The 22,114-nt window shown below is 71.2% G+C and carries 19 protein-coding genes; 7 read left to right on the forward strand and 12 right to left on the reverse strand.

What is annotated here, in order from left to right:
* Window positions 1–38 precede the first annotated feature (38 nt).
* Window positions 39–701: a MazG family protein gene (locus MJ607_RS00310; RefSeq protein WP_243073558.1), complete on the reverse strand. Its 663-nt coding sequence runs from the start codon at window positions 699–701 to the stop codon at window positions 39–41.
* On the reverse strand, window positions 698–1,861 hold the full coding sequence (locus MJ607_RS00315) for a Na+/H+ antiporter NhaA (RefSeq protein WP_243073559.1): 1,164 nt from the start codon (window positions 1,859–1,861) through the stop codon (window positions 698–700). The genes MJ607_RS00310 and MJ607_RS00315 overlap by 4 nt, the downstream gene beginning before the upstream one ends.
* A gap of 83 nt (window positions 1,862–1,944) precedes the next feature.
* Between MJ607_RS00315 and MJ607_RS00320 the strand changes: the two genes are divergently transcribed.
* Together MJ607_RS00320 and MJ607_RS00325 are read left to right on the forward strand one after the other, a co-directional pair.
* Window positions 1,945–4,620, forward strand: a complete 2,676-nt coding sequence (locus MJ607_RS00320; RefSeq protein WP_243073560.1) for a phosphoenolpyruvate carboxylase — start codon at window positions 1,945–1,947, stop codon at window positions 4,618–4,620.
* A gap of 50 nt (window positions 4,621–4,670) precedes the next feature.
* Complete coding sequence (locus tag MJ607_RS00325; protein ID WP_243073561.1) at window positions 4,671–4,856, forward strand: hypothetical protein; 186 nt, start codon at window positions 4,671–4,673, stop codon at window positions 4,854–4,856.
* Window positions 4,857–4,923: 67 nt separating this feature from the next.
* On the opposite strand, the gene MJ607_RS00330 is transcribed toward MJ607_RS00325, so the two are convergent.
* Window positions 4,924–5,523: a gamma carbonic anhydrase family protein gene (locus tag MJ607_RS00330; RefSeq protein ID WP_243073562.1), complete on the reverse strand. Its 600-nt coding sequence runs from the start codon at window positions 5,521–5,523 to the stop codon at window positions 4,924–4,926.
* Window positions 5,524–5,645: 122 nt separating this feature from the next.
* On the opposite strand from MJ607_RS00330, the gene gdhA reads away from it, so the two are divergent.
* A complete protein-coding gene (gdhA, locus tag MJ607_RS00335; RefSeq protein WP_243073563.1) occupies window positions 5,646–7,004 on the forward strand; it encodes an NADP-specific glutamate dehydrogenase in 1,359 nt (452 codons plus the stop codon).
* Between the two features lie 64 nt (window positions 7,005–7,068).
* Here gdhA and mfd read toward each other — a convergent pair whose 3' ends face one another.
* A complete protein-coding gene (gene mfd, locus MJ607_RS00340; protein WP_243073564.1) occupies window positions 7,069–10,707 on the reverse strand; it encodes a transcription-repair coupling factor in 3,639 nt (1,212 codons plus the stop codon).
* Between the two features lie 61 nt (window positions 10,708–10,768).
* On the opposite strand from mfd, the gene MJ607_RS00345 reads away from it, so the two are divergent.
* A complete protein-coding gene (locus MJ607_RS00345) occupies window positions 10,769–11,545 on the forward strand; it encodes a hypothetical protein (RefSeq protein WP_243073565.1) in 777 nt (258 codons plus the stop codon).
* Between the two features lie 12 nt (window positions 11,546–11,557).
* On the opposite strand, the gene pth is transcribed toward MJ607_RS00345, so the two are convergent.
* Both pth and MJ607_RS00355 read right to left on the reverse strand, forming a co-directional pair.
* Entirely contained in the window at window positions 11,558–12,139 is a 582-nt protein-coding gene (pth, locus tag MJ607_RS00350) for an aminoacyl-tRNA hydrolase (protein ID WP_243073566.1), read from the reverse strand.
* A gap of 87 nt (window positions 12,140–12,226) precedes the next feature.
* A complete protein-coding gene (locus MJ607_RS00355) occupies window positions 12,227–12,850 on the reverse strand; it encodes a 50S ribosomal protein L25/general stress protein Ctc (RefSeq protein WP_243073567.1) in 624 nt (207 codons plus the stop codon).
* Between the two features lie 378 nt (window positions 12,851–13,228).
* Here MJ607_RS00355 and MJ607_RS19800 point away from each other — a divergent pair, with 378 nt between their 5' ends.
* Window positions 13,229–13,351 carry a hypothetical protein gene (locus tag MJ607_RS19800; RefSeq protein ID WP_279234268.1) on the forward strand — a complete coding sequence of 41 codons (123 nt, stop codon included), beginning with the start codon at window positions 13,229–13,231 and terminating at the stop codon, window positions 13,349–13,351.
* Window positions 13,352–13,381: 30 nt separating this feature from the next.
* Here the strand turns inward: MJ607_RS19800 and MJ607_RS00360 are convergent, their stop codons facing one another.
* The 6 genes from MJ607_RS00360 to MJ607_RS00385 all read right to left on the reverse strand — a co-directional run bounded on the left by MJ607_RS00360 (window position 13,382) and on the right by MJ607_RS00385 (window position 19,365).
* Window positions 13,382–14,422: a zinc-binding dehydrogenase gene (locus tag MJ607_RS00360; RefSeq protein ID WP_243073568.1), complete on the reverse strand. Its 1,041-nt coding sequence runs from the start codon at window positions 14,420–14,422 to the stop codon at window positions 13,382–13,384.
* Between the two features lie 17 nt (window positions 14,423–14,439).
* Window positions 14,440–15,168: a fumarylacetoacetate hydrolase family protein gene (locus tag MJ607_RS00365; RefSeq protein WP_243073569.1), complete on the reverse strand. Its 729-nt coding sequence runs from the start codon at window positions 15,166–15,168 to the stop codon at window positions 14,440–14,442.
* On the reverse strand, window positions 15,168–15,944 hold the full coding sequence (locus MJ607_RS00370) for an SDR family oxidoreductase (RefSeq protein WP_243073570.1): 777 nt from the start codon (window positions 15,942–15,944) through the stop codon (window positions 15,168–15,170). Before MJ607_RS00370 ends, MJ607_RS00365 begins: the two co-directional genes overlap by 1 nt.
* Window positions 15,938–17,353: an MFS transporter gene (locus MJ607_RS00375; protein WP_243073571.1), complete on the reverse strand. Its 1,416-nt coding sequence runs from the start codon at window positions 17,351–17,353 to the stop codon at window positions 15,938–15,940. The genes MJ607_RS00370 and MJ607_RS00375 overlap by 7 nt, the downstream gene beginning before the upstream one ends.
* 88 nt (window positions 17,354–17,441) lie before the next feature.
* Window positions 17,442–18,245, reverse strand: coding sequence for an IclR family transcriptional regulator (locus MJ607_RS00380; RefSeq protein WP_243073572.1), 804 nt, complete (start codon window positions 18,243–18,245; stop codon window positions 17,442–17,444).
* Window positions 18,246–18,288: 43 nt separating this feature from the next.
* On the reverse strand, window positions 18,289–19,365 hold the full coding sequence (locus MJ607_RS00385) for a D-2-hydroxyacid dehydrogenase (RefSeq protein WP_243073573.1): 1,077 nt from the start codon (window positions 19,363–19,365) through the stop codon (window positions 18,289–18,291).
* A gap of 98 nt (window positions 19,366–19,463) precedes the next feature.
* Between MJ607_RS00385 and MJ607_RS00390 the strand changes: the two genes are divergently transcribed.
* The gene (locus MJ607_RS00390; RefSeq protein WP_243073574.1) at window positions 19,464–20,384 is read left to right on the forward strand and encodes an NAD(P)-dependent oxidoreductase; all 921 of its coding nucleotides are present in this window, start codon (window positions 19,464–19,466) and stop codon (window positions 20,382–20,384) included.
* A 295-nt stretch (window positions 20,385–20,679) separates the two neighbouring features.
* The gene (gene gndA, locus MJ607_RS00395) at window positions 20,680–22,107 is read left to right on the forward strand and encodes an NADP-dependent phosphogluconate dehydrogenase (protein WP_374238028.1); all 1,428 of its coding nucleotides are present in this window, start codon (window positions 20,680–20,682) and stop codon (window positions 22,105–22,107) included.
* The last annotated feature ends 7 nt before the right edge of the window (window positions 22,108–22,114 follow it).

Consider the following 22,114-nt stretch of genomic DNA (forward strand, 5'->3'; position numbering starts at 1 on the left):
GTCATGAGATCAGGTGATTTCACGGGGAAAGGACGATCTCAGCCGGATTCTCCTGCGTCGGTGACATCCCCTGACTCGGCGGTGCGGATGTCGCGCTCGAGGCCGCGCAGGCGCTCGCGGAGAGCGCGCTCGGCGTCCCAGCCGTTGATGCGGGCCGTCGCGACGAGCGCGAGCAGGGCGTCGCCGAGCTCGGCCTCGGAGGTGGGGTTCGACCCCTGGGCAGGCTCGGGGACGGCGGAACCGGCCGACGCGGCCTTGCCGAGGAGCTTCTGTGCGAGCGCGAGCGACGGCATGTGCGTCGAGACGCCGTCGAGGACGCTCGTGCGCGTGCGCTTCTCGGCCGCCTTCGCGGCGTTCCAGTGCACGAGCACCTCCTCGGGCGTGTTCGCGACGGCGTCGCCGAAGACATGCGGATGCCGGCGCACCATCTTCTCTGTCAGCCCGCGCGCGACGTCGTCGATGTCGAACGGGTCGTCGAGGTCGCGAGAGGCGATCTCGGAGTGGAAGAGCACCTGCCACAGCAGGTCGCCGAGCTCTTCGCGCAGGTCTGCGCGCGTCCCGTCTTCGACGGCGTCGATGAGCTCGGCGCTCTCTTCGACGAGGTACGGCACGAGGGCGCGGTGGTCGATCTGCTGCGTCCAGACGCAGCGGTCGCGTACGGCTCGCATCGTGTCGGCCGCATCCCGCAGCGGATCGGTCATGCGTCCTCCTCGATCGCGGTTCCCGCACGGCGGTGGTGGCGCACGCGCGCGAGAATCAGGACGACCGCCGCGACGGCCGAGATCATCGAGCCTGCGAGGACGCCCAGGATCGCCTCGTCGCGGACGAGCGGCTCGGTCGCGAACGCGAGGTTCGCGAGCAGCAGCGAGACGGTGAACCCGATGCCGCCGAGAGCGCCGACCGCGACGAGATCGCCGAGCGCGAGCTTCTCGTGCGTCGGATCGCCCGCGAAGAGGCGCTGCCCGATCCATCCCGCGCCCGAGATGCCGATGAGCTTGCCGATCGGGAGCGCCAGCAGCACGCCCCAGAACACGGGTGAGAGCCCGTCTCCCGCCGAGGGGATCACGACGAGCGCCGCCGTGAAGGCGAACAGCGGCAGGACGACGCCGTTGACCCACGGTTCCATGGCGTGTCGCACGACGAGCGCGGGGGTCTGCGCCATCGCGAGTCCGAGCAGCACGCCCGCGATCGTCGCGTGCACGCCGGACAGCAGGATGAACCCCCACGCGGCGAGGCCCGTGACGACGAGCCCCGCGATGATCCAGGCACGCCCGCGCGTGTGCAGCAGCCGGCTCAGAGCTCCGAACATCGCCGTCGCGACGAGGCCCGCCGACAGCATCCCGAAATCGAGGTCCGTCGCGAACAGCACCGCGATGAACACGATGCCGACGACGTCGTCGATGATGGCGAGCGCGAGCAGGAAGATCCGGATGCCGCTCGGCAGGCCGCGGCCGAAGATCGCGAGCACCCCCAGTGCGAACGCGATGTCGGTCGCGGTCGGGATGGGCCAGCCGGCTTCGAAGCCGCTCCCCGCCGTCACCGAGAGGTAGACCGCGATCGGGACGAGCACGCCGCCCGCCGCCGCGAACGCGGGAACGGCGGCCCGGCGCGCGCTGCGCAGCTCGCCGCGCGTGAGCTCGAACTGGAGCTCGATCGACACGAGGAAGAAGAACAGCACGAGGAGTCCGTCCGAGACCCAGTGCGAGAGCGAGAGGTCGATCTCGGTGCCCGGGACGCCCAGATGCACGTGCGAGAACTCGATCACGGCGGGGCCGATCGCGGAGTTCGCGACGATCAGACCGGTCGCCGCAGCGATGAGCAGCAGGATCGCGGGGAATCGCGCCGAGCGCAGCAGCTTCACAGGACCTCCGACAGCGATGCTAGCGAGCCCGCCGTGCGTCACGCGTGACGAACCGGAAACACCGCGGCGTTACCGTTGAACCCATGCCCGAACTCACCAGGACCGAGGCGATCGACCTCGTCGGACGCTACGAAGCAGGTCAGGAGATCCCCGAACGGATGCGCGCGGACGTGCGCCGACTCGGCGGTCTGCTCGGACGGGTGCTCCGCGAGAGCGGCTCGCCGGGCCTCTACGAGGACGTCGAGCGCCTCCGCGCAGCGACGATCCAGGCCTACACCGACGAGACGCCCGAGGCGTTCGCGAAGGCCGCCGAGATCGCCGATTCGTTCACCGTCGAGCGCTCCGCCGAGGTCGCTCGCGCCTTCACGGTGTACTTCCACCTCACGAACCTCATCGAGGAGCACCAGCGCGTGCGCGTGCTCCGCGAGCGCGACGGCCGTCCCGAGCGGGAGGATGCCGCCGACTCGGTCGCGGCCGCGTTCGTGCGCCTCTCGGCCGAGGTCGGCGACGACACGGCCCTCGCACGTCTGCAGGCCCTGCGGTTCCACCCCGTCTTCACGGCGCACCCCACGGAGGCCCGACGCAGCGCCGTCTCGCGCAGCATCCGTCGACTCGCCCGGCTCCTGGACGAGCTCGACATCGTGCTGCGCAACGGCGCCGACGAGCGCCGCACCGAGCGCCGCATGATCGAGGAGATCGACACGCTGTGGCGCACGGCGCCGCTGCGCCCCGAGAAGCCCTCGCCGACCGACGAGGTGCGCTCGATCATGGAGGTCTTCGACGAGACCCTCTACACCGCGATCCCGCACGTCTACCGCCGCGTCGACGATGCGCTGCAGGGCCCCGGCGCGGGCTCACGCGCCCCGATCGTCAAGCCCTTCGTGCGCGTCGGCTCCTGGGTCGGCGGCGATCGCGACGGCAACCCGTTCGTGACGGCGTCGACGACGCGCAAGGCCGCCAAGATCGCGAGCGAGCACATCCTGCTCGGTCTCGAGCGCACCGCGAGCCGCGTCGGACGCACGCTGACGCTCGACGCCGCGACGACTCCCCCGAGCCCCGAGCTCCTGCTGCTCCTGCAGCGCCTCGTCAACGACGACGAAGCGGCCGCGCTCGAGATCTCGAAGCGCTCGCCCAATGAGCCGCACCGGCGCACGCTCCTGCTCATCACCCGAAAGATCGCCGCCACGAGCCGGCGCGATGCCACGATCGCCTACACGCGCGCCGAGGACCTCGTCGCCGACCTGCGCACCGTGCAGGAGTCGCTCGCCCAGGCACCCGCTCCCCGCCAGGCGTTCGGGCACCTGCAGCAGCTCATCTGGCAGGTCGAGACGTTCGGCTTCCACCTGACCGAGCTCGAAGTGCGCCAGCATTCGGCCGTGCACGCGAAGGCGCTCGCGAACCTCGAGGCGGGCGGACCCCGCAGCGAGCAGACACTCGAAGTGCTCGAGGTGTTCCGCAGCATCGTCTCGATCCAGCAGAAGCTCGGGCCGCGCGCCGCCGGACGCTACGTCGTCTCGTTCACGCAGTCCGCCGACGACCTCGCGGCGGTGCACAAGCTCGCCGCGTACGCCGCCGAGGGCGGCGGCTCGATCCCCGTGCTCGACGTCGTGCCGCTCTTCGAGACGTTCGCGGATCTGCAGGCCGCACCCCGCATCCTCGCCGAGATCGTCGAGCATCCCGCCTTCCGCGAACGCCTCGAGCAGACCGATCGCCGGCTCGAGGTCATGCTCGGCTACTCCGACTCGTCGAAGGACGTCGGTCCCGTCGCGGCGACCCTCGCGCTCTATGAGGCGCAGGCCGCGATCGCCGCGTGGGCGCAGGAGAACCGCATCGAGCTGACGCTCTTCCACGGGCGCGGCGGAGCCCTCGGCCGCGGCGGAGGACCCGCCAACACCGCGATCCTCGGGCAGGCGCCGCAGTCGGTCGACGGCCGTTTCAAGCTCACGGAGCAGGGCGAGGTCATCTTCGCCCGGTACGGCGACCCCGCCATCGCGATGCGCCACATCGACCAGGTCGCGGCCGCCGTGCTGCTCGCGTCGGCGCCGTCGATCGAGCACCGCAACCGCGACGCGGCGCAGCGCTATGCCGAGGCCGCGGCGACGATGGATGCGGCATCCCGCGAGCGGTTCTTCTCGCTCGTGAAGGCCCCCGGATTCGCCCCCTGGTTCGCGCAGGTGACGCCGATGGAGGAGATCGGGCTGCTCGCGCTCGGCTCGCGCCCTGCGCGCCGCGGGCTCTCGGTCGAGTCGCTCGAGGACCTCCGAGCGATCCCGTGGGTCTTCGCGTGGACGCAGGCCCGCATCAACCTCGCGGGCTGGTTCGGGCTGGGTTCTGCGCTCGAGGCCGTCGGCGACGAGGCGATGCTGCAGCGCGCGTACGACGAATGGCCGCTGTTCCGCACACTGATCGACAACGTCGCCATGAGCCTCGCGAAGGCCGACAGCCGCATCGCTCAGCGCTACCTCGACCTCGGCGACCGGGACGACCTCGCGCAGCTCGTGATGGACGAGCTCATGCTCACGCGCTCGTGGGTCATCCGCGTCGCGGGCGGCGCCGAGCTGCTCGAGAACCGACCCGTCCTGCAGCGCGCCGTCAAGCTCCGCAGCCCTTACGTCGATGCCCTGTCGTTCCTGCAGCTGCGGGCTCTCCGTGGACTGCGCGACGCCGCGGCGACCGGCGCACCGGCCGATCCCGACCTGCAGCGGCTCCTGCTGCTGTCGGTCAGCGGCGTCGCGGCGGGTCTGCAGAACACGGGCTGACACGCGAGTCGCTCCTCCCGCACGGCTCGCCCCGGCGTACCGTGGGCGCCATGGTCAGGACGTGGGAGAGCGGCATCGTCGCCGTCGAGACGTGTCCCGTCTGCGCCTCGCTGCAGGTGCGGACGGTCGAGCCGGACTGGTTCGTGCTGGAGCTGGAGCGGGCCGACGAGCTGCGCCGAGCGGAGGAGTTCGCCGTCGAGTTCGCCTGTCGCGAGTGCGGTTCGGTCTGGAGCTGACGGGATGCCGCGGGCCTGACGGTGCGCGGCTATCGGCGGCGGGCGGCGGCGGGGAGCGGCATCCCGCTCATTCGAGCCGCCGGTCCTGCTCGTGGCGCGCGAGCCCGCGTCCGTAGCGCTCGGTGAGCTGCACCATGAGGTCGGGCGTATCGCGGTCGAGCCCGAAGACGTACCCCGGGAAGTCGAGCTCGCGCTGGGCAGCCCAGATCTCGTCGTGGCGATCGGGCGAGAGCAGCTGCACAGGGTCGCCGACCGCGACCCACCCGATCGGGACGACCGTCTCGGGAGGAAGCACGGTGCGCAGATGCACGACGGCGTTGATGCGCACTTCACTCCGCGTGCCGATGCGCGCGCCGTTGAAGACGCGCGTGCCGGTGGCGAGGAAGACCTCGTCGGCGATCGTCGCGCCGCTCACGCTCGCCATGGGGCCCACGAGCACGTGATCACCGATGTGGACGGGTGTCGCGGCCGTCGCACGGATGAGCGCGTTCTCCATGACGATGACGTGCTCGCCGAGGGTGATGGCACCGCCCTCTGCCGTCACGACGGCGCCGTGCAGGATCTGGCATCCCGCGCCGATCGTGACGTCACCGCTGATGACGGCCGTCGGCGACACGACGGCTTCCGGATGGATGCGGGGGCTGGCCCCGAGATGCTCGAATCGCATGCTCCTCCTCGGTCAGCGCCAGCGTAGCGCCGTGGCGTCACGATGTCCGGGGCGGCTGCACGGCGACTTAGGGTGGAGAAGGCCCTTCGAGCCGCTCCCCCCCGCTCCAGAAAGCTCCACCTGTGACTGAGACCCTCCTCGCCGTGCCCCCCGTCGTCAACGACGTCTTCGCATCCGTCGTGGCCCGCAATCCGCACGAGCCCGAGTTCCAGCAGGCCGTCCACGAAGTGCTCGTCTCGATCGCGCCCGTCCTCGAGGCGCACCCCGAATTCGTCGAGAGCGGGATCGTCGAGCGTCTCGTCGAGCCCGAGCGCCAGATCATCTTCCGTGTGCCCTGGGTCGACGATGCCGGCCGCCTGCACGTCAACCGCGGCTTCCGCGTCCAGTTCTCGTCGGTGCTCGGCCCGTACAAGGGCGGCCTGCGGTTCCACCCGTCGGTGAACCTGTCGATCGTGAAGTTCCTCGGCTTCGAGCAGATCTTCAAGAACGCGCTCACGGGCCAGGGCATCGGCGGCGGCAAGGGCGGCAGCGACTTCGATCCGCACGGCCGGTCGGACGCCGAGATCATGCGCTTCTGCCAGTCCTTCATGAACGAGCTGTACCGCCACCTCGGCGAGCACACCGATGTGCCGGCGGGCGACATCGGCGTCGGCGCGCGCGAGATCGGCTACCTCTTCGGCCAGTACCGCAAGATCACGAACCGCCACGAGTCCGGCATGTTCACGGGCAAGGGCGTGCAGTGGGGCGGAGCCGAGGTGCGCACCGAGGCGACCGGCTACGGCGCGGTCTTCTTCGCCGAGGAGATGCTCGCGGTCCGCGGCGAGTCGCTCGAGGGCAAGCGCATCGCGGTCTCCGGCTCGGGCAACGTCGCGATCTACGCGATCGCGAAGGCCTGGCAGCTCGGCGCACTTCCTGTGACGGCATCCGACTCGTCCGGCTACATCGTCGACGACGCGGGAATCGACGTCGATCTGCTCCGTCAGCTCAAGGAGGTCGAGCGCGTCCGCATCAGCGAGTACGCCGCGCGCCGCTCGTCCGCCCGGTTCGTCGAGGGCGCCCGCCCGTGGGAGGTCGCGGTCGACATCGCGCTGCCGTCGGCGACCCAGAACGAGCTCGACATCGACGACGCGACAGCGCTCATCGCGAACGGTGTGCGCGCCGTCGCCGAGGGAGCCAACATGCCCACGACGCCGGGCGCCGTCGCGGCGTTCCAGGACGCCGGCGTGCTCTTCGGCCCCGGCAAGGCCGCGAACGCCGGCGGCGTCGCGACCTCGGCGCTCGAGATGAGCCAGAACGCATCGCGTCAGCGCTGGTCGTTCGACGACAGCGAGGCGAAGCTGCGTCAGATCATGAAGAACGTCCACGACTCGGCGTTCGACGCCGCGGCGCGCTATGGCTACGCCGGCGACTATGTCGTCGGTGCGAACTCGGCGGGCTTCGAGCGCGTCGCGCACGCGATGCTCGCGCAGGGCGTCATCTGATCTGACGCCGGGCTGACAGGCCGGAGGATCCGTCGTGATCCTCCGGCCTTTCCCGTCGCAGGCTTCAGTCGGCGACGGATGCCGGCTCCGCTGCCTTCTCGGCGGGCCAGAGCTGCTCGAGCAGCTGCGCGACCCATGCGATGAGGTCGGCGTCGCCGAGCGGGCCGCCCCCGGCCGTCGGCAGGGGCACGACGAGCGCCTCGCCCGAGGAGATGAGCTTGGCCTTGGGGTACAGCCGCTGCAGCCGCACGCGCTTGGAGTCCGGCAGGTCCGCCGGGGCGATCCGCAGGTTCGGGCCCATCGCGACGACGTCGGCGAGGCCCGCCTGCGCCGCGCGACGGCGCAGGCGCGCGACGGAGATGAGCCCCTCGAGCTCGGCGGGCGCGTCGCCGTAGCGGTCCTCCAGCTCTTCGAGGACGAGGTCGATCGCGTCGGGCTTGGCGGTCGCGGATGCCGCGGCCGAGAGCTTCTGGTACGCCTCGAGCCGCAGCCGCTCGCTGTCGATATACGACTCGGGGATGCGCGCCTGCACGGGCAGCTCGAGTCGCAGCTCGGCGGGTCCTTCGATCTCATCGCCGCGGAATGCCGCGACGGCCTCGCCGATCATGCGGAGGTACAGGTCGAAGCCGACGCCCGCGATGTGACCTGCCTGCTCGGCGCCCAGCAGGTTGCCCGCACCGCGCAGCTCGAGATCCTTGAGCGCGACCTGCATGCCGCTGCCGAGGTCGTTGTTGACCGCGATCGTCTCGAGGCGGTCGGCGGCCGTCTCGGACAGCGGCGCCCGCTCGTCGTACAGGAAGTACGCGTAGGCGCGCTCACGGCCGCGGCCGACCCGTCCGCGCAGCTGATGCAGCTGCGACAGGCCGTACTTGTCGGCCCGGTCGATGATGATCGTGTTCGCGTTGGAGATGTCGAGGCCGGTCTCGACGATGGTCGTGCAGACGAGCACATCGGAGCGGCGCTCCCAGAACGCGTCGACGACCTCTTCGAGCGCGTGCTCGCCCATCTGACCGTGGGCGACCGCGATGCGCGCCTCGGGAACGAGCTCGGCGAGGTCGGCGGCGACCCGCTGGATCGACTGGACGCGATTGTGGACGAAGAACACCTGACCCTCGCGCAGCAGCTCACGGCGGATCGCGGCGGCGATCTGCTTGTCGCTGCGCGCGCCGACGTACGACAGGATCGGATGCCGGTCCTCGGGCGGAGTCTGGAGCGTCGACATCTCGCGGATGCCGGTGACGGCCATCTCGAGCGTGCGCGGGATCGGCGTCGCGCTCATCGCGAGGATGTCGACGTTCGTCTTGAGCTTCTTGAGGGCGTCCTTGTGCTCGACGCCGAAGCGCTGCTCCTCGTCGATGATCATGAGGCCGAGGTCTTTGAAGATGACCTTCTCGGTCAGGATGCGGTGCGTGCCGATGACCATGTCGACCGTGCCGTCGGTGAGGCCCGCGAGGGTCTCCTTCGCGTGCTTGTCGGTCTGGAAGCGCGAGAGCGGCCGCACCTTGACGGGGAACCCGGCGAAGCGCTCCGTGAAGGTCTCGAGATGCTGCTTGGCGAGCAGCGTCGTCGGGACGAGCATCGCGACCTGCTTGCCCTCCTGGATCGCCTTGAACGCCGCCCGCACCGCGACCTCGGTCTTGCCGAAGCCGACGTCGCCCGACAGCAGCCGATCCATCGGGATCGGCTTCTCCATGTCGGCCTTGATCTCGTCGATCGTCTGCAGCTGGTCGGGAGTCTCGGCGAAGGGGAAGGCCTCTTCGAGCTCGCGCTGCCACGGGGTGTCGGGCCCGAACGCGTAGCCCTTCGCCGCCATGCGCGCCGAGTAGAGCTTGACGAGCTCGACGGCGATGTCGCGCACGGCCTTGCGCGCCTTGCCCTTGGCCTGCGCCCAGTCGCTGCCGCCCATCTTCGACAGCGTCGGCGCCTCGCCCCCGACGTAGCGCGAGAGAAGGTCGAGCTGGTCGGTCGGCACGAAGAGCTTGTCGCCGGGATACCCGCGCTTGGAGGGCGCGTACTCGATCACGAGGTACTCGCGCACGCTCTTGACGGCGTTGCGACCACCGCTCGAGACCTCGCGCTGCGTGAGCTCGATGAACTTGCCGATGCCGTGCGTCGCGTGCACGACGAGGTCGCCGGCCTTGAGCTGCAGCGGATCGACGACGTTCTTGCGCCGCGAGGCGAGCTTCTTCACGACGCGGCTGTCGCCGCCGATCGTGCGCCCGTAGAACTCGGTCTCGGTGAGCACCGCGACCTTCGCCTCGGCGACCTCGAACCCGCGCTCGAGCCCCGCCGCGACGACGTGCGCGACGCCTGCCTCGGGGGCATGCGCGAGATCGTCGACCTTGCGCGCCGCGATCCCGAGCTCGGCGAGGACGTCGCGTGCGCGCTCGACGAGTCCTGTTCCGGATGCCGCGACCACGACGCGCCAGCCGTCCGCGAGCAGCTCGCCGACGTGCGCCGTCGCCCCCTCGACGCTCCCCTGGAACGACGGCACACCCGACCCCTTGACGCGGATCGCCGCGGACGCCTGCAGCGCGACGTCGATGTCGTCCACATACCCCGGTTCCTGAGCCTCTCGAAGGGCGGCGGCGGCATCCGCTTCGCCCGAATCGAACGTCGAGAGCGTCCACCACGCGTCGCCGCGATCGGCCGCGGCCTCGCGGAGGCGGGGGATCGTCAGGAAGTCGCCCGCGCCGAGGTCGATGGGGGCGCTCGCGCCCGACGTCGCGGCGCTCCAGGCGGCGTCGAGGAACTCGCGGTTCGTGTCGCCGAGCGTGATGGCGCGCGTGACCGCCCGCTCAGGATCGGCTAGCGCGACTGCCGCGCCTTCGGGGAGGTAGTCGACGATGGTCGCGAGTGAATCGACGAGTGCAGGCATGAGCGACTCCATGCCCTCGACGGGGATGCCCTCGGCCATCTTTTCGAGCATGCCCCGCAGGCCGGGCAGCGCGTCCTTGAGTCGCGCGGCCCGCGCGCGGACCTCGTCGGTCAGCAGCAGCTCGCGGCTCGGCGCGAGGACGACATCGGGCACATCGCCCGGCAGCGACCGCTGGTCGGCGACCGAGAACGCGCGGATCTGGTCGACCTCGTCGCCGAAGAACTCGACGCGGTACGGATGGGCGGCGATGGGCGGGAAGACGTCCAGGATGCCGCCGCGCAGCGCGAACTCACCGCGCCGCGAGACCATGTCGACGCGGTGGTACGCGAGCTCGACGAGCCGTGCCGCGACCGCGGAGAGCTCGTGACCCCGTCCTCCGACGCGCAGCTCGATCGGCACGATGTCGCCCAGACCCGCCGCGATCGGCTGCAGCGCGCCGCGGACGGAGGCGGTCACGACAAGGGGCGTGGGGCCCTGCCAGGTCGCGACGCGGCGCAGCACCTCGAGCCGGCGGCCCACGGTCTCGGGACTCGGGCTGAGCCGCTCGTGCGGCAGCGTCTCCCACGCGGGGAAGTGCATGACCTCTGCGGTCGGCAGGAGCGCCTCGAGCGCCGTCCCGAGCGACTCGGCGCGGCGGCCCGTCGGCACGATCGCGAGCAGCGCGGGCGCGTGGCCCGTCGCGGCGCGCCGCTCGATGAGGGACGCGAGGAGCGGAGCGTCGAGCCCCGCGGGGAGCGAGAACTCGGCGTCGACGGATGCCGCGCCCACGGCATCCCGAAACGAATCAGCCTGCTCGAGGGCGCGCAGAATCCCGGGAACTGTCACCGGAAGAGTCTATGGTCGCCCTCGGACACGCGCGCCGGATGCCCGCTCATAGGATGAGTCCGTGAGCGACCCCCTCCCGCCGCGTCGGCCGCTGCCCACCGCCGAACCGCAGGCCGCGCCGCCCGTTCCGCCACTCCCTCCACTCGCTGCCGGCGCGGAGGCGCCGGGAGGCGCAGGGCCCGTGGAGCCGGCGGCCTATCCCCCGCCGCAGGCCTACCCGGGATACCCCTGGACGCCGGCACCGCAGGCGCAGCCCGCCTACGTCGGCTCCCCGCCGCTGGGCTACGCGTCCCCCGCGCCGGGCCACACCGCCCCGCCGCAGGGCTACGCGTCCCCCGCGCCTGGTTTCGCCGCCCCAGCGCAGTCGTACTCGCAGGGCCATGCCGCGCCGCAGGGCTCGCCTGCGGCTGTCGCGCAGCCCGCCTACGGCGGACCGCTCGCGGCGCCCGCGCGCGGCAAGGGCGTCGGAATCGTCGCGCTCATCGCGGGTCTGATCGCGTTCGTCGGCGCGACGGTCACCGTCTCCATCGCGGCGTACCGGATCGGACTCGGCGCGGGCCGCGATCTCGTGACCGGCACTCCGAGCGCCGACTTCGACTGGAGCGTCCTGGCCCCCGTCCGCGACTGGGTGCTGCTCGCCGAGATCTCGTTCTGGGCGGGCACGGCGCTCGGCCTCTGGGCGCTCGTGCAAGGGATCGTCGCGATCGCGACGGGCCGCGGCCGCGGGGCCGGCGCTGCGGGCGTCGTGCTGGCGGTGCTCGCGCCGATCTCGTTCGCCGTCGCGCTCAGCGTGTTCCTCGGCGCGGGACTCGCCGCCGGCTCCGGCATCGGGGGCTGAGCACGCGCCGCGTCAGCGCGGCGCGTGGTGCTTCTGCTGCGCCGCGAGCAGGCCTTCGTCGATGAGCTGCTCGACGGCGTCGGCGGCGTCGCCGACGAGGATGCCGAGATTCTGACGCTCCGACGGGCCGAAGGGGTCGAGCACCCAGTCCGCGGGGTCCTGACGGCCCGGGGGCCGGCCGATGCCGACGCGCACGCGCGGGAACTCCGCCGTGCCGAGCGCCTTCGCGATGTCGCGGACGCCGTTGTGCCCGCCGTGTCCGCCGCCGACCTTGAGCTTGATCGTGTCGAACGGGATGTCGAGCTCGTCGTGCACGACGACGATGCGGTCGGCCTCGATGCCGTAGAACTTCGCGAGCCCCGCGACGGGACCGCCCGAGACGTTCATGAACGAGTTGGGCTTGGCGAGCACGATCTTGGGACCGCCCGGACGCAGCCAGGTCTCGGCGGCGCGCGCGTTGGCCTTGTGCTGCTTGAAGGCCTCGCTGCGCCGCGCGGCGAGCTCGTCCACGACGAGCTGGCCGACGTTGTGCCGCGTCAGCTCATACCGAGGTCCCGGATTCCCCAGTCCCACGACAAGCCATGCGTCCGCCATGCCGTCCATCCTCTCGGTTCCGCGCGCACGCGCACGGAATGCGACGAGGGGGCGCGGCATCCGCACCCCCTCGCCTGACTGCTGTGCTTACTCGGCGACCTCGGCAGCCTCGGACTGCTCGGCAGCGGCGGCCTCGTCGGCGGCCTCGATCTCGTCGGCGGCGCCTGCGCCAGGCGTCGCGATCGCGACGATGAGCACGTCGCCGTCAGCGGCGAGCGTCGCGCCCGCGGGGAGCTTCAGGTCGGCGGCCGTGATGTGCGTGCCGTCTTCGAGGCCCTCGACGTCGAGCTCGATGTTCTCGGGGATGTGGGTCGCCTCGACCTCGAGCGAGATGCTCACCGCGTCGAGGTTCGCGATCGTGCCTGCGGCGGGCTCGCCCACGACGACGATCGGGACGTCGACCTGGACCTTCTCGCCCTTCTTCACGACGAGGAGGTCGATGTGCTCGATGATCTGGTGCACGGGGTCCTTCTGGACGTCCTTGACGAGCGTCAGCTGCTGCGTGCCGTCGACCTCGAGCTCGAGGACGGCGTTCGCGCGGCGGATGAGCAGCGAGACCTGGTGGCCGGGCAGCGCGACGTGCACGGGCGTCGTGCCGTGGCCGTAGATGACGGCGGGGATCTGGCCGGCGGCGCGCAGACGGCGGGCGTAGCCCTTTCCGAAGTTCTCGCGGACCTCGGCGTGGACCTTGGAGTCGGTCTCAGTCGACATGATGTTCTCCTTGCGGGCGCACGCGCCCATTCTGTTCAGGCGAGGAGCCTGGCGTATTGGGGTCTGGATTCGACTCGAACGCGTGCGCGTGAGGAAAGCCGTGAGCCTTGATCACCGCGTCGATCACGGATGCCGCAGCCGACCGCAGGGCCGGCACGAGTCATCCCTCGCCGAAGTTCAGTCAACGAGTCTATCAGTGGCGGGGGCGCGTCCACGCCGGGACGAGCGCCTGCGAGTCTCGTTGATCCACTCCCCGCGAGCTGAAAGGCCGGTGGGGCCGACGACACGCGGCGGGAGGCGTGCGGGACTGCCGCCATCGCCGGAGCAGCGCCCCGGCTACGATGAGAAACGCCCCTCATCCCAGCCTCGGAGGTTCCCATGGATTACGGCTTCGCTTCCCACGTCCTGCTGTGGGTCATCGGCGCCATGGCCTTCGTCGGCGGCCTCGCGACGGTGCTCGCGTTCTGGGCGATGGGGCGTCAGGCGTACCGCAAGAACTGAGGCACGGCTCGCCAGATCCGTCGAGCGGCGTCATGCCTCCGCCGGATCGAACGCGAGCAGCACCTTGGACGACGCCGAGGCGTCGCCCGCGATCGCGAACGCCTCGACGGCACGCGCGACGGGGACGACCTCGGTCACGATGCCGTCGACCACGAGGGTTCCGTCTGCGAGGGCCGCGATCACGGGATCGAACTCCCCCGCGAAGCGGAACGAGCCGGTCAGAGTCAGCTCACGCGTGATCGCCGTCGCGAGCGGCGCGTCCACGGCGCCATGCCGCTGGAGTCCGAGCATCACGACAGTGCCGCCGCGTCCCGCCGCGGCGATGGCGGCCGCGAGCCCTGGTGCGGTGCCGCTCGACTCCACCACGACGTCGGCGTGCAGGGCGCCGATCGCCTCATCGTCGCGGGCGTCGAGCGTCCGGGCCCCGAGCGACACCGCGATGCTCCGCGGCAGCTCCTCGAGGTCGGTCGCGATGACCTCGCCCGCCCCGTGGTGACGGGCGACCGCCGCGACGAGCAGCCCGATGGGCCCCGAGCCGATCACTGCGACCCGCTTGCCGCGGACGTCGCCTGCGCGCTCCAGGCCGTGCCAGGCGACGGCCGCGGGCTCGGCGAGCGCGGCGCGCTCGAGGCTCAGGGAGTCGGGGACGGCATGCAGCATGCGTGCCGGCAGCGCCGCTCGACGCACGAACGCGCCCTGCGTGTGCGGCAGGCGCAGCGCCGAGCCGAGGTACGTCGAGCCGGGCGAGAGGTTGGGACGGTGCGGCGGCCACGGGGTCGCTCCATCGCCGTGCGCCGTCAGGGGGTGTACGGCGACGCGCGCGCCCGCGGCGGGACCCGAGCCGTCGGCGGCGGGGACGAGGACCGTGCCCGCGACCTCGTGGCCGAGGATCATCGGCTCGCGCAGGACGGAGAGTCCTGCGGCACCGTGGCGCCAGTAGTGCAGATCCGAGCCGCACACGCCGCCGTGGGCGATCTCGACGATCGCCTCGTCGGGCGCCGGGGTCGGCTCCGGCAGGTCTTCGACGCGCAGGTCGCCCGCGGCGTGCGCGACGACTCCGAGGTTCGTCACGGTGTGCTCCTGGAGGGTCAGCGGGTCGGGGTCACGAGGAGGACGTCTCCGACCTGCACCTCGACGACCGCGCCCGGCTCGATCGGGACGTTCGTGAAGGGGGCGCCGGTCATGATGACGTCGCCCGGACCGAGCGGCGCCCACGACGCGATGTACGCGAGGCACTCCCGCAGCGGGACGGGGTACGACGCGGCATCCGTCTCGGCGACCGTACGCCCGTCGATCCGCAGCGTCAGCGTGACCGTGTCGAGATCGGCCTCCGTGTCGATCCACGGGCCGAGCGGCGTGTAGCCGGCGCCGGCCTTCCCCTCGAAGTTGCGCGGATCGAAGGCGCCGCGATCGGGGCTCGACAGGTCGTTGACCGCCGTGACCCCGAGGACGTACTCGTGTGCGTTCGCGGCGGTCAGTCCCTCCGTGTCGCGGCCGATCACGACGGCGATCTCGCCCTCGGCCGCCGTCATGCCGGCGTCGCGCCGGAGGTGGACCGTGACGCCGCTGCCGACGACGCCGCGCGGACTCTTGAGCCAGGCCTGCACGGGCGAGACGTGGTCCGGCCCGTTCTGCGCGATGCCGACGACGAGCAGGGGCGCACTCGGTGCGAGCAGCTCCCCCGTCGCGGTGCCGCGGTCGGCGGGTGCCCGGCCCGCGGCGAAGGCCGCGTACGGGTCTTCGATCGCGACGAGGCCGGGCTCGCCGTCGCGGACGTGCACGGGGCCGTCCGCCGTCAGGACGCGTCCGATGCGCATCACACCACCGCCGTCATTCCGCCGTCGACGTAGATCGTCTGGCCGTTGACGAAGTCGCTCGCAGAGCTCGCGAGGAAGACGAGGGTGCCGACGAGATCGTCTGTGCTCCCCCAGCGTCCGGCGGGCGTCCGGCCGCGCACCCACCGCGAGAACTGCTCGTCGGCCACGAGCGCCTTCGTGAGCTCCGTGTCGAAGTAGCCGGGCGCGAGCGTGTTGGCCTGGATGCCGTGCGGCGCGAGATCCGCGCAGAGGCCCTTCGTGAGCATCGCGATGGCTCCCTTCGTCGCCGAGTACGGTGCGATGCCAGGACGCGCCAGCTGCGACTGGACGCTCCCGATCTGGATCAGCTTGCCCGAACCCCGCGCGACCATGCCGCGCGCCGCGCGTCGGGACACGTAGAACGCGCTCGAGAGATTGGTGCTCACGATGTCGGCCCAGTCCTCGTCGGTGAACTCGGTGATGGGCGCGCGACGCTGGATCCCGGCATTGTTCACGAGGATGTCGGGAACGCCGTGGCGCTCCTCCATCGCTCGGAAGCCGGCATCGACGGCCGCCGCGTCGGTGACGTCGAACACGGCGCTGAACACGGGGGCCGAGGCGGCGGTCGCGATCTCGTCCGCGGCCTTCGCCGCCTTCGCGGCATCCCGTCCGTGCACGATGACCGTGGCTCCCGCTTCGGCGAGTCCCTGTGCGAGGGCCCGCCCGATGCCCTGGCTCGATCCCGTCACGAGGGCGAGTCGGCCGTCGAGGTCGAAGAGCGTGCTGCGCGTCACCACTCGACGGTCCGGATCGTGACGGTCGTCGCGCTCACGTCGTCGCCGACCTCGTCGCGCGACACCTTGACGGCGTCGTCCTTGCGGGTCAGGTCGCGGCGCAGCGTCTCGGGGACGAGGAAGGTCGAGGCCGTCGTGATGACCGCGAGCGTCGCCATGTAGATCGCGAGCAGCACCCAGTTGCCGTTGCTGACCGCGATCAGGTACGCGCCGAGCACACCTGCGAGGCCGCCGGCGAGGACGGCGGACAGCTCGCGGGCCATCGCGACGCCGAGGTAGCGGTGCCGGTTTCCGAACAGCTCGGGGAGCATGGCGCACTGCGGTCCGAGCATCGAGTTGACACCCACGCCGATACCGACCGCCACGACCGCGATCGCGAGGTAGTAGTTGCCGAGCGACAGCATCCACCATGCCGGGAACGCGTACAGGAGCAGGAAGACGGCGCCGAAGCGGTAGACGGTGCGACGACCGAAGCGGTCGGACAGCGCGCCGGTGATCGGCACGGAGAAGATGCCGATGAGCGATCCGAGCGTGACGCCCCACGTCAGGAGGCTGCGATCGGCGTCGGCCCCGACCATCGAGACGAAGAACGCGAGCGCGAGCGTGTTGAACATGTACGAGCCGCCGTTCTCGGCCATGCGCAGGCCGATCCCGACCACGACGCCCGGCAGGCCGCGCGTGAAGATCTCCTTGATCGGGTGCTCGGCGATCTGCTCGCTCTTCTCGAGCTCGATGAAGGTCGGCGTCTCCTTGAGGCGCATGCGGATGAACAGGGCGACGATGATGAGCATGAACGACGCGAGGAACGGGATGCGCCAGCCCCACGTGAGCAGCTGCTCTTCGGGCAGGAGCGTGATGAGGCCGAAGACCACCGCTGCCAGCAGGGTTCCGGCCTGGATGCCGATGAACGGCAGCGCCGAGAAGAAGCCGCGCCGGCGGACCGGCGCGTACTCGGCCATGAGGACCGTCGCGCCCGCCTGCTCGGCGCCGGCCCCGAAGCCCTGCAGCAGCCGGCAGGTGACGAGCAGGATCGGCGCCAGGATGCCGATCGCCTCATAGGTGGGCAGCAGGCCGATCGCGGTGGAGGCGCCGCCCATGAGCAGGATCGTGATGACGAGCACCCACTTGCGGCCCAGCTTGTCGCCGAGCGTTCCGAAGAACAGCCCGCCGAACGGACGGGCGAGGAACCCTACGCCGTAGGTCGCGAACGCCAGAACCGTCGCCATCGCCGGATCGTCCTGGGGGAAGAACAGCACGTTGAAGATCAGCGCCGTCGACAGGCCGTACAGCGCGAAGTCGAAGTACTCCAGCGCGCTGCCGATGCTCGAGGCGAGAGTCGCCCGACGCAGATTGTCGGCGTACTCGGGGTCGTCCGTGGGTAGGTCCGTCACGTCAGGTTTCACGCTGCTCATGCCATCTCCTTCGATCGGCTCGCCGGTGCTGGCGATGCTCCCACGATACCAACCTGATGGCCCGAGTTCAATATGTTGAACAGAAGATCTAGCGAGCACCCTTCCGGGCCGCGGCACTGAACGGGTTCGTGAGCGCTTCGGCCGCCTCGAGGAGCGCGGTCGCGACGCGCTCGACGTGCGTGTCGTCCGCCTCGGCGGCCGACATCCCGACGCCGAGGGCGAGTCGCGGGTCGCCGGGCGCCCACGGGTCGAGCGGCACGGCGACGCCGACGATCCCCGCGTAGGACTCCTCCGCGTCGAGCGTCCAGCCGCGCTCGCGGGCCTGTGCGAGACGTTCGAGGAGCGCCGGGATGTCGGTGGGCGACCGATCGGTGAGCTTGGGGAACGGCTCGTGCCCCGCGAGCAGGGCCGTCACCGTCTCGTCGTCGAACCCCATGAGCAGCGCTCGCCCCGTCGCCGAGAGCGCGGCCGGCAGCCGCGATCCGAGCGGCGTGCCGAGGCGCACGCGGGCGCCGCCCTCGTGCCGCGCGAGGTAGAGAGCATCCGTGCCGTCGAGCATCGCGACCTGCACGAGCTCGCGGCGGAGGACCGATGAGGCGTCGCACACGGAATAGAACTCGCGGACCTGCTGGAACTGCGCCGCGAACGCGCCTCCGAGCTCGGCCGTGCGCCGGCCCAGACGGAACCCGAGCGCGACGCGCTCGATCATGTCGGACGCCTCGAGGGCGAGGCAGAGATTCGCCGTCGAGGACTTCGCGAGCCCGAGCGCCGTCGCGAGCTCCGTGAGCGTCATGGGCTCGCGCGCCTGCGCGAGCAGGTCGAGAAGACGGATGCTGCGCGTCACGGCGGGCGCGGGGTCCCGCCCGAGTCGGTCATCCTGTTCGTCGGTCATCGCGCGCACTCCTCCATCGGGAGCCGCGCAGACCCGCGCGGCCTCAGTAGAACTCGACCGTATCGACCATGCTCCGAAGCGGGCGGCCATCGAGGAGCCGTGTCGCCGACTCGGCGAATCGCCGCGCGATCCGCTCCTCCTCCTTGCTGTTCAAGGCGGCCGTGTGGGGGCTCACGAGGACGCTCGGGTGCGACCAGAGCCGCGACTCCCGCGGCAGCGGCTCGACCTCGAAGACGTCGAGCGCGGCGAACGACACGCGCCCGTCGTCGAGGGCGGCGAGGAGCGCCGTCTCGTCGACGACAGTCCCCCGTCCGACGCTCGCGAAGATCGCGCCCGGCTTGACCGCGCCCAGCACGCGCTCACCGATGAGATGGTGCGTCTGCTCGGTGCCGGGCAGCGTCACGACGATCGCATCAGCCTCGGCGACAGCCGACTCGAGCTCGTCGAGCGGGATGAGTCTGTCGACGCCGTCGACGGGCTCTCCCGAGCGACTCGTGCCCCACACCCGCGCGCCGAGCGCGCTGAAGCGCCGCGCGCACTCGGCGCCGATGCCGCCGAGTCCGACGACGAGCACCGTGAGCTCGTCGAGCTGACGCATCTCCCATCGCTCGGGCCACGCACCCTCGCGCTGGTCGTGCAGCAGGCGAGGCAGTCCCTTCGCGCCCGCGAGGACCCCGAAGACCGCGAACTCCGCCAGGGGACCGCCGTGCACTCCCGCGCTCGTCGTGAAGACGATGCGGTCGAGCGCCTCGCGGTCCAGCCCGGCCGCCTTGATCTGGCTGCCGCCTCCCGCCGCCGTCGTCATGACCCAGCGCAGGCGCGGATTCGCGGCGACCGTGCGCGCGAGGGCGGAGGGGTCGACATCCGGGATGCCGAACAGGGCGTCCGCCGAATCCACGAGTGCGTCGAACTCGGCCTGCTGCTGCGGCGTGCGGACGAAGCCGGGGTCGCCCGACCAGTCCGCGGGGCCGCGCATGGGGCGCAGGAGCGAGTGATCGCGGATCACCTCGACGCGAGGCTCGAGTCGCTCGATCAGCGCGCAGAGCTCTTCGCGCAACGGCACGGCGACCGCGACGCGGAGCGTGCCCACCGAGACTTCGGTCTTCACTGAGTCGATCATCCGGATCCCTTCCTCGGGGTCAACGATGTCTCGAGTCTAGCGCGAGTTCAGCCGGTTGAACACTGTCCTACCGACTGGATCTGCAGTACGATCCTGCCATGAGCACCGATTCGACGGACTTCGAAGATGAAGAGACCGGTCCTGCCGAGGGCGTCACCCTCGGCGTCATCGGACTGGGAGCGATGGGCGAGCCCATGGCGCGGCGCCTCGTCGCCGCGCGGGAGCGACTCGTCGTGCACGGCCGACGCCGTCACGAGGGTCTCATCGACGCGGGGGCGACGTGGGCCGAGACGGCACGCGAACTCGCGCACCAGGTCGATGCCGTCCTCGTGATGCTCCCCGACCTTCCTGAGCTCGAAGCGATCCTGCACGGCCCCGACGGCCTGCTGGCCGCGGATCGGCCCCTGCTCATCATGATCGGATCGACCTCCTCTCCGACGGGCGTCCGCGCGCTGGCCGCGCGGCTCCGCGAGGCGTCGGCAGGCCGCATCCGGGTGGTCGACTCCCCCGTCTCCGGCGGCGTCGACGGCGCGACGGCGGGAACGCTCTCGATCATGCTGGGCGGGGATGCCGCCGATGCGGGTCTCGCTGCCACGCTGCTCGCGGCGTGCGGGAGCCCCGTGCACCTCGGCCCCCTCGGCGCCGGCGAGGTGGCGAAGGCGTGCAATCAGCTCATCGTCGCCTCGACGATCCTCGCGCTCGGAGAGGCGACGGTGCTCGCCGAGCGATCCGGGATCGACCCCGGCGCCCTGTGGACGCTGCTCGGCGGCGGCTACGCGGGCTCGAACCTGCTCGACAGCCGTCGCGCCAAGCTCGTCGACGGCGACGACTCGCCGAGCGGCGTCGCGCGCTACATGGTCAAGGATCTGGGCTTCGCGACGGATGTCGCGGTCGAGACGCAGACGCACGCGGTCGTGCTGCCAGCCGTCCGTGCGGCCTTCGACGAACTGGTCGCGGCGGGACTCGGCGACCGCGACATCGCGGTGACACGGCGCTTCATCGCGGAGCGACTCCCGTGACCGCGACCTCACAATGGCGCGCCCCGCGCCGTGAGCATCCCGCACCTCCGGCGTAACACCGTTGCGCCAGACTCTAGGCTTGATGTCAACCCCTGCGCTTTTCACTCAAGGAGCACGTGTGTCTGAGACCACTTCGAACACCGACCCGGCCGTCCAGACGAAGATCTCCACAGATCAGGAGCAGGCGCCCGACCAGGCGACCGTCGCGCACGAAGGCGCGCCGCGCCCCGAAGAGGTCGAGCGCCCCGCGCCGACCCCGACGGGCCCTGCAGGTGCGGCCACGGCCGCCGCGAACATCGGCGTCGTCGGCCTCGCGGTCATGGGCTCGAACCTCGCCCGCAACCTCGCGAGCCGCGAGGGCAACAACGTCGCCGTGTACAACCGGTCGCGCTCGAAGACCGACGAGCTGCTCGAGGCGCACCCCGAGGCCGAGTTCGTCCCGGCGTTCTCGTACGAGGAGTTCGCGGCGAACCTCAGCAAGCCCCGCACGGCGATCATCATGGTCAAGGCGGGACGCCCGACCGACGCCGTCATCGACTCGCTCGTCGAGGTCTTCGAGCCCGGCGACATCATCGTGGACGGCGGCAACGCCCTGTTCACCGACACGATCCGCCGCGAGAAGGCCGTGCGCGACACGGGTATCAACTTCGTCGGCGCCGGCATCTCGGGCGGCGAGGAGGGCGCGCTCAACGGCCCGTCGATCATGCCCGGCGGCTCGGACGAGTCGTGGGTCACGCTCGGGCCGATCCTGAAGTCGATCGCGGCCGTCGCCGAGGGTGAGCCGTGCGTCACGCACGTCGGCCACGATGGTGCGGGCCACTTCGTCAAGATGGTGCACAACGGCATCGAGTACGCCGACATGCAGCTCATCGCCGAGGCCTACGACCTGCTGCGCCGCGGCACCGGCAAGAGCCCCGCCGAGATCGCCGACGTGTTCGCCGAGTGGAACGCGGGCGAACTCGAGTCGTACCTCATCGAGATCACCGCCGAGGTGCTTCGCCAGGTCGACGCCGAGACCGGCAAGCCGCTCGTGGACGTCATCCTCGACCAGGCCGGCGCCAAGGGCACCGGCGCATGGACCGTGCAGACGGCGCTCGACCTCGGTGTGCCCGTCTCGGGCATCGCCGAGGCCACCTTCGCACGGTCGCTCTCGAGCCACCCCGAGCAGCGCGCGATCTCGGGCGGCCTGCCCGGCCCGAGCGAGGCGCTCACCATCGAGGACGCCGACGCGTTCATCGAGGACGTGCGCCTCGCGCTGTTCGCCTCGAAGATCGTCGCGTATTCGCAGGGCTTCGACGAGATCCGCGCGGGTGCCGCCCAGTACGGCTGGACGATCGACCTCGGAGCGGTCTCGAAGATCTGGCGCGCGGGCTGCATCATCCGCGCGCAGTTCCTCAACCGCATCGCCGACGCGTACAACGCCGAGCCCGGCCTCGCGGTCCTGCTCACCGCCCCGTACTTCGTCGAGGCGCTCGACCGCGCGCAGGGCGCGTGGCGCCGGATCGTGTCGACGGCCGCGGGTGCCGGCATCCCCGCTCCCGCGTTCTCGTCGTCGCTGTCGTACTACGACGGTCTGCGCGCCGAGCGCCTGCCCGCCGCGCTCATCCAGGGTCAGCGCGACTTCTTCGGCGCGCACACCTACAAGCGCATCGACAAGGAAGGCACCTTCCACACGCTGTGGTCGGGCGACCGCACCGAGATCGAGGCCGAAGACACGCACTGACGCCTCC

It is taken from the genome of Microbacterium sp. SS28 (assembly GCF_022761035.1).
In the GTDB taxonomy this organism is placed as follows: Bacteria; Actinomycetota; Actinomycetes; order Actinomycetales; family Microbacteriaceae; genus Microbacterium.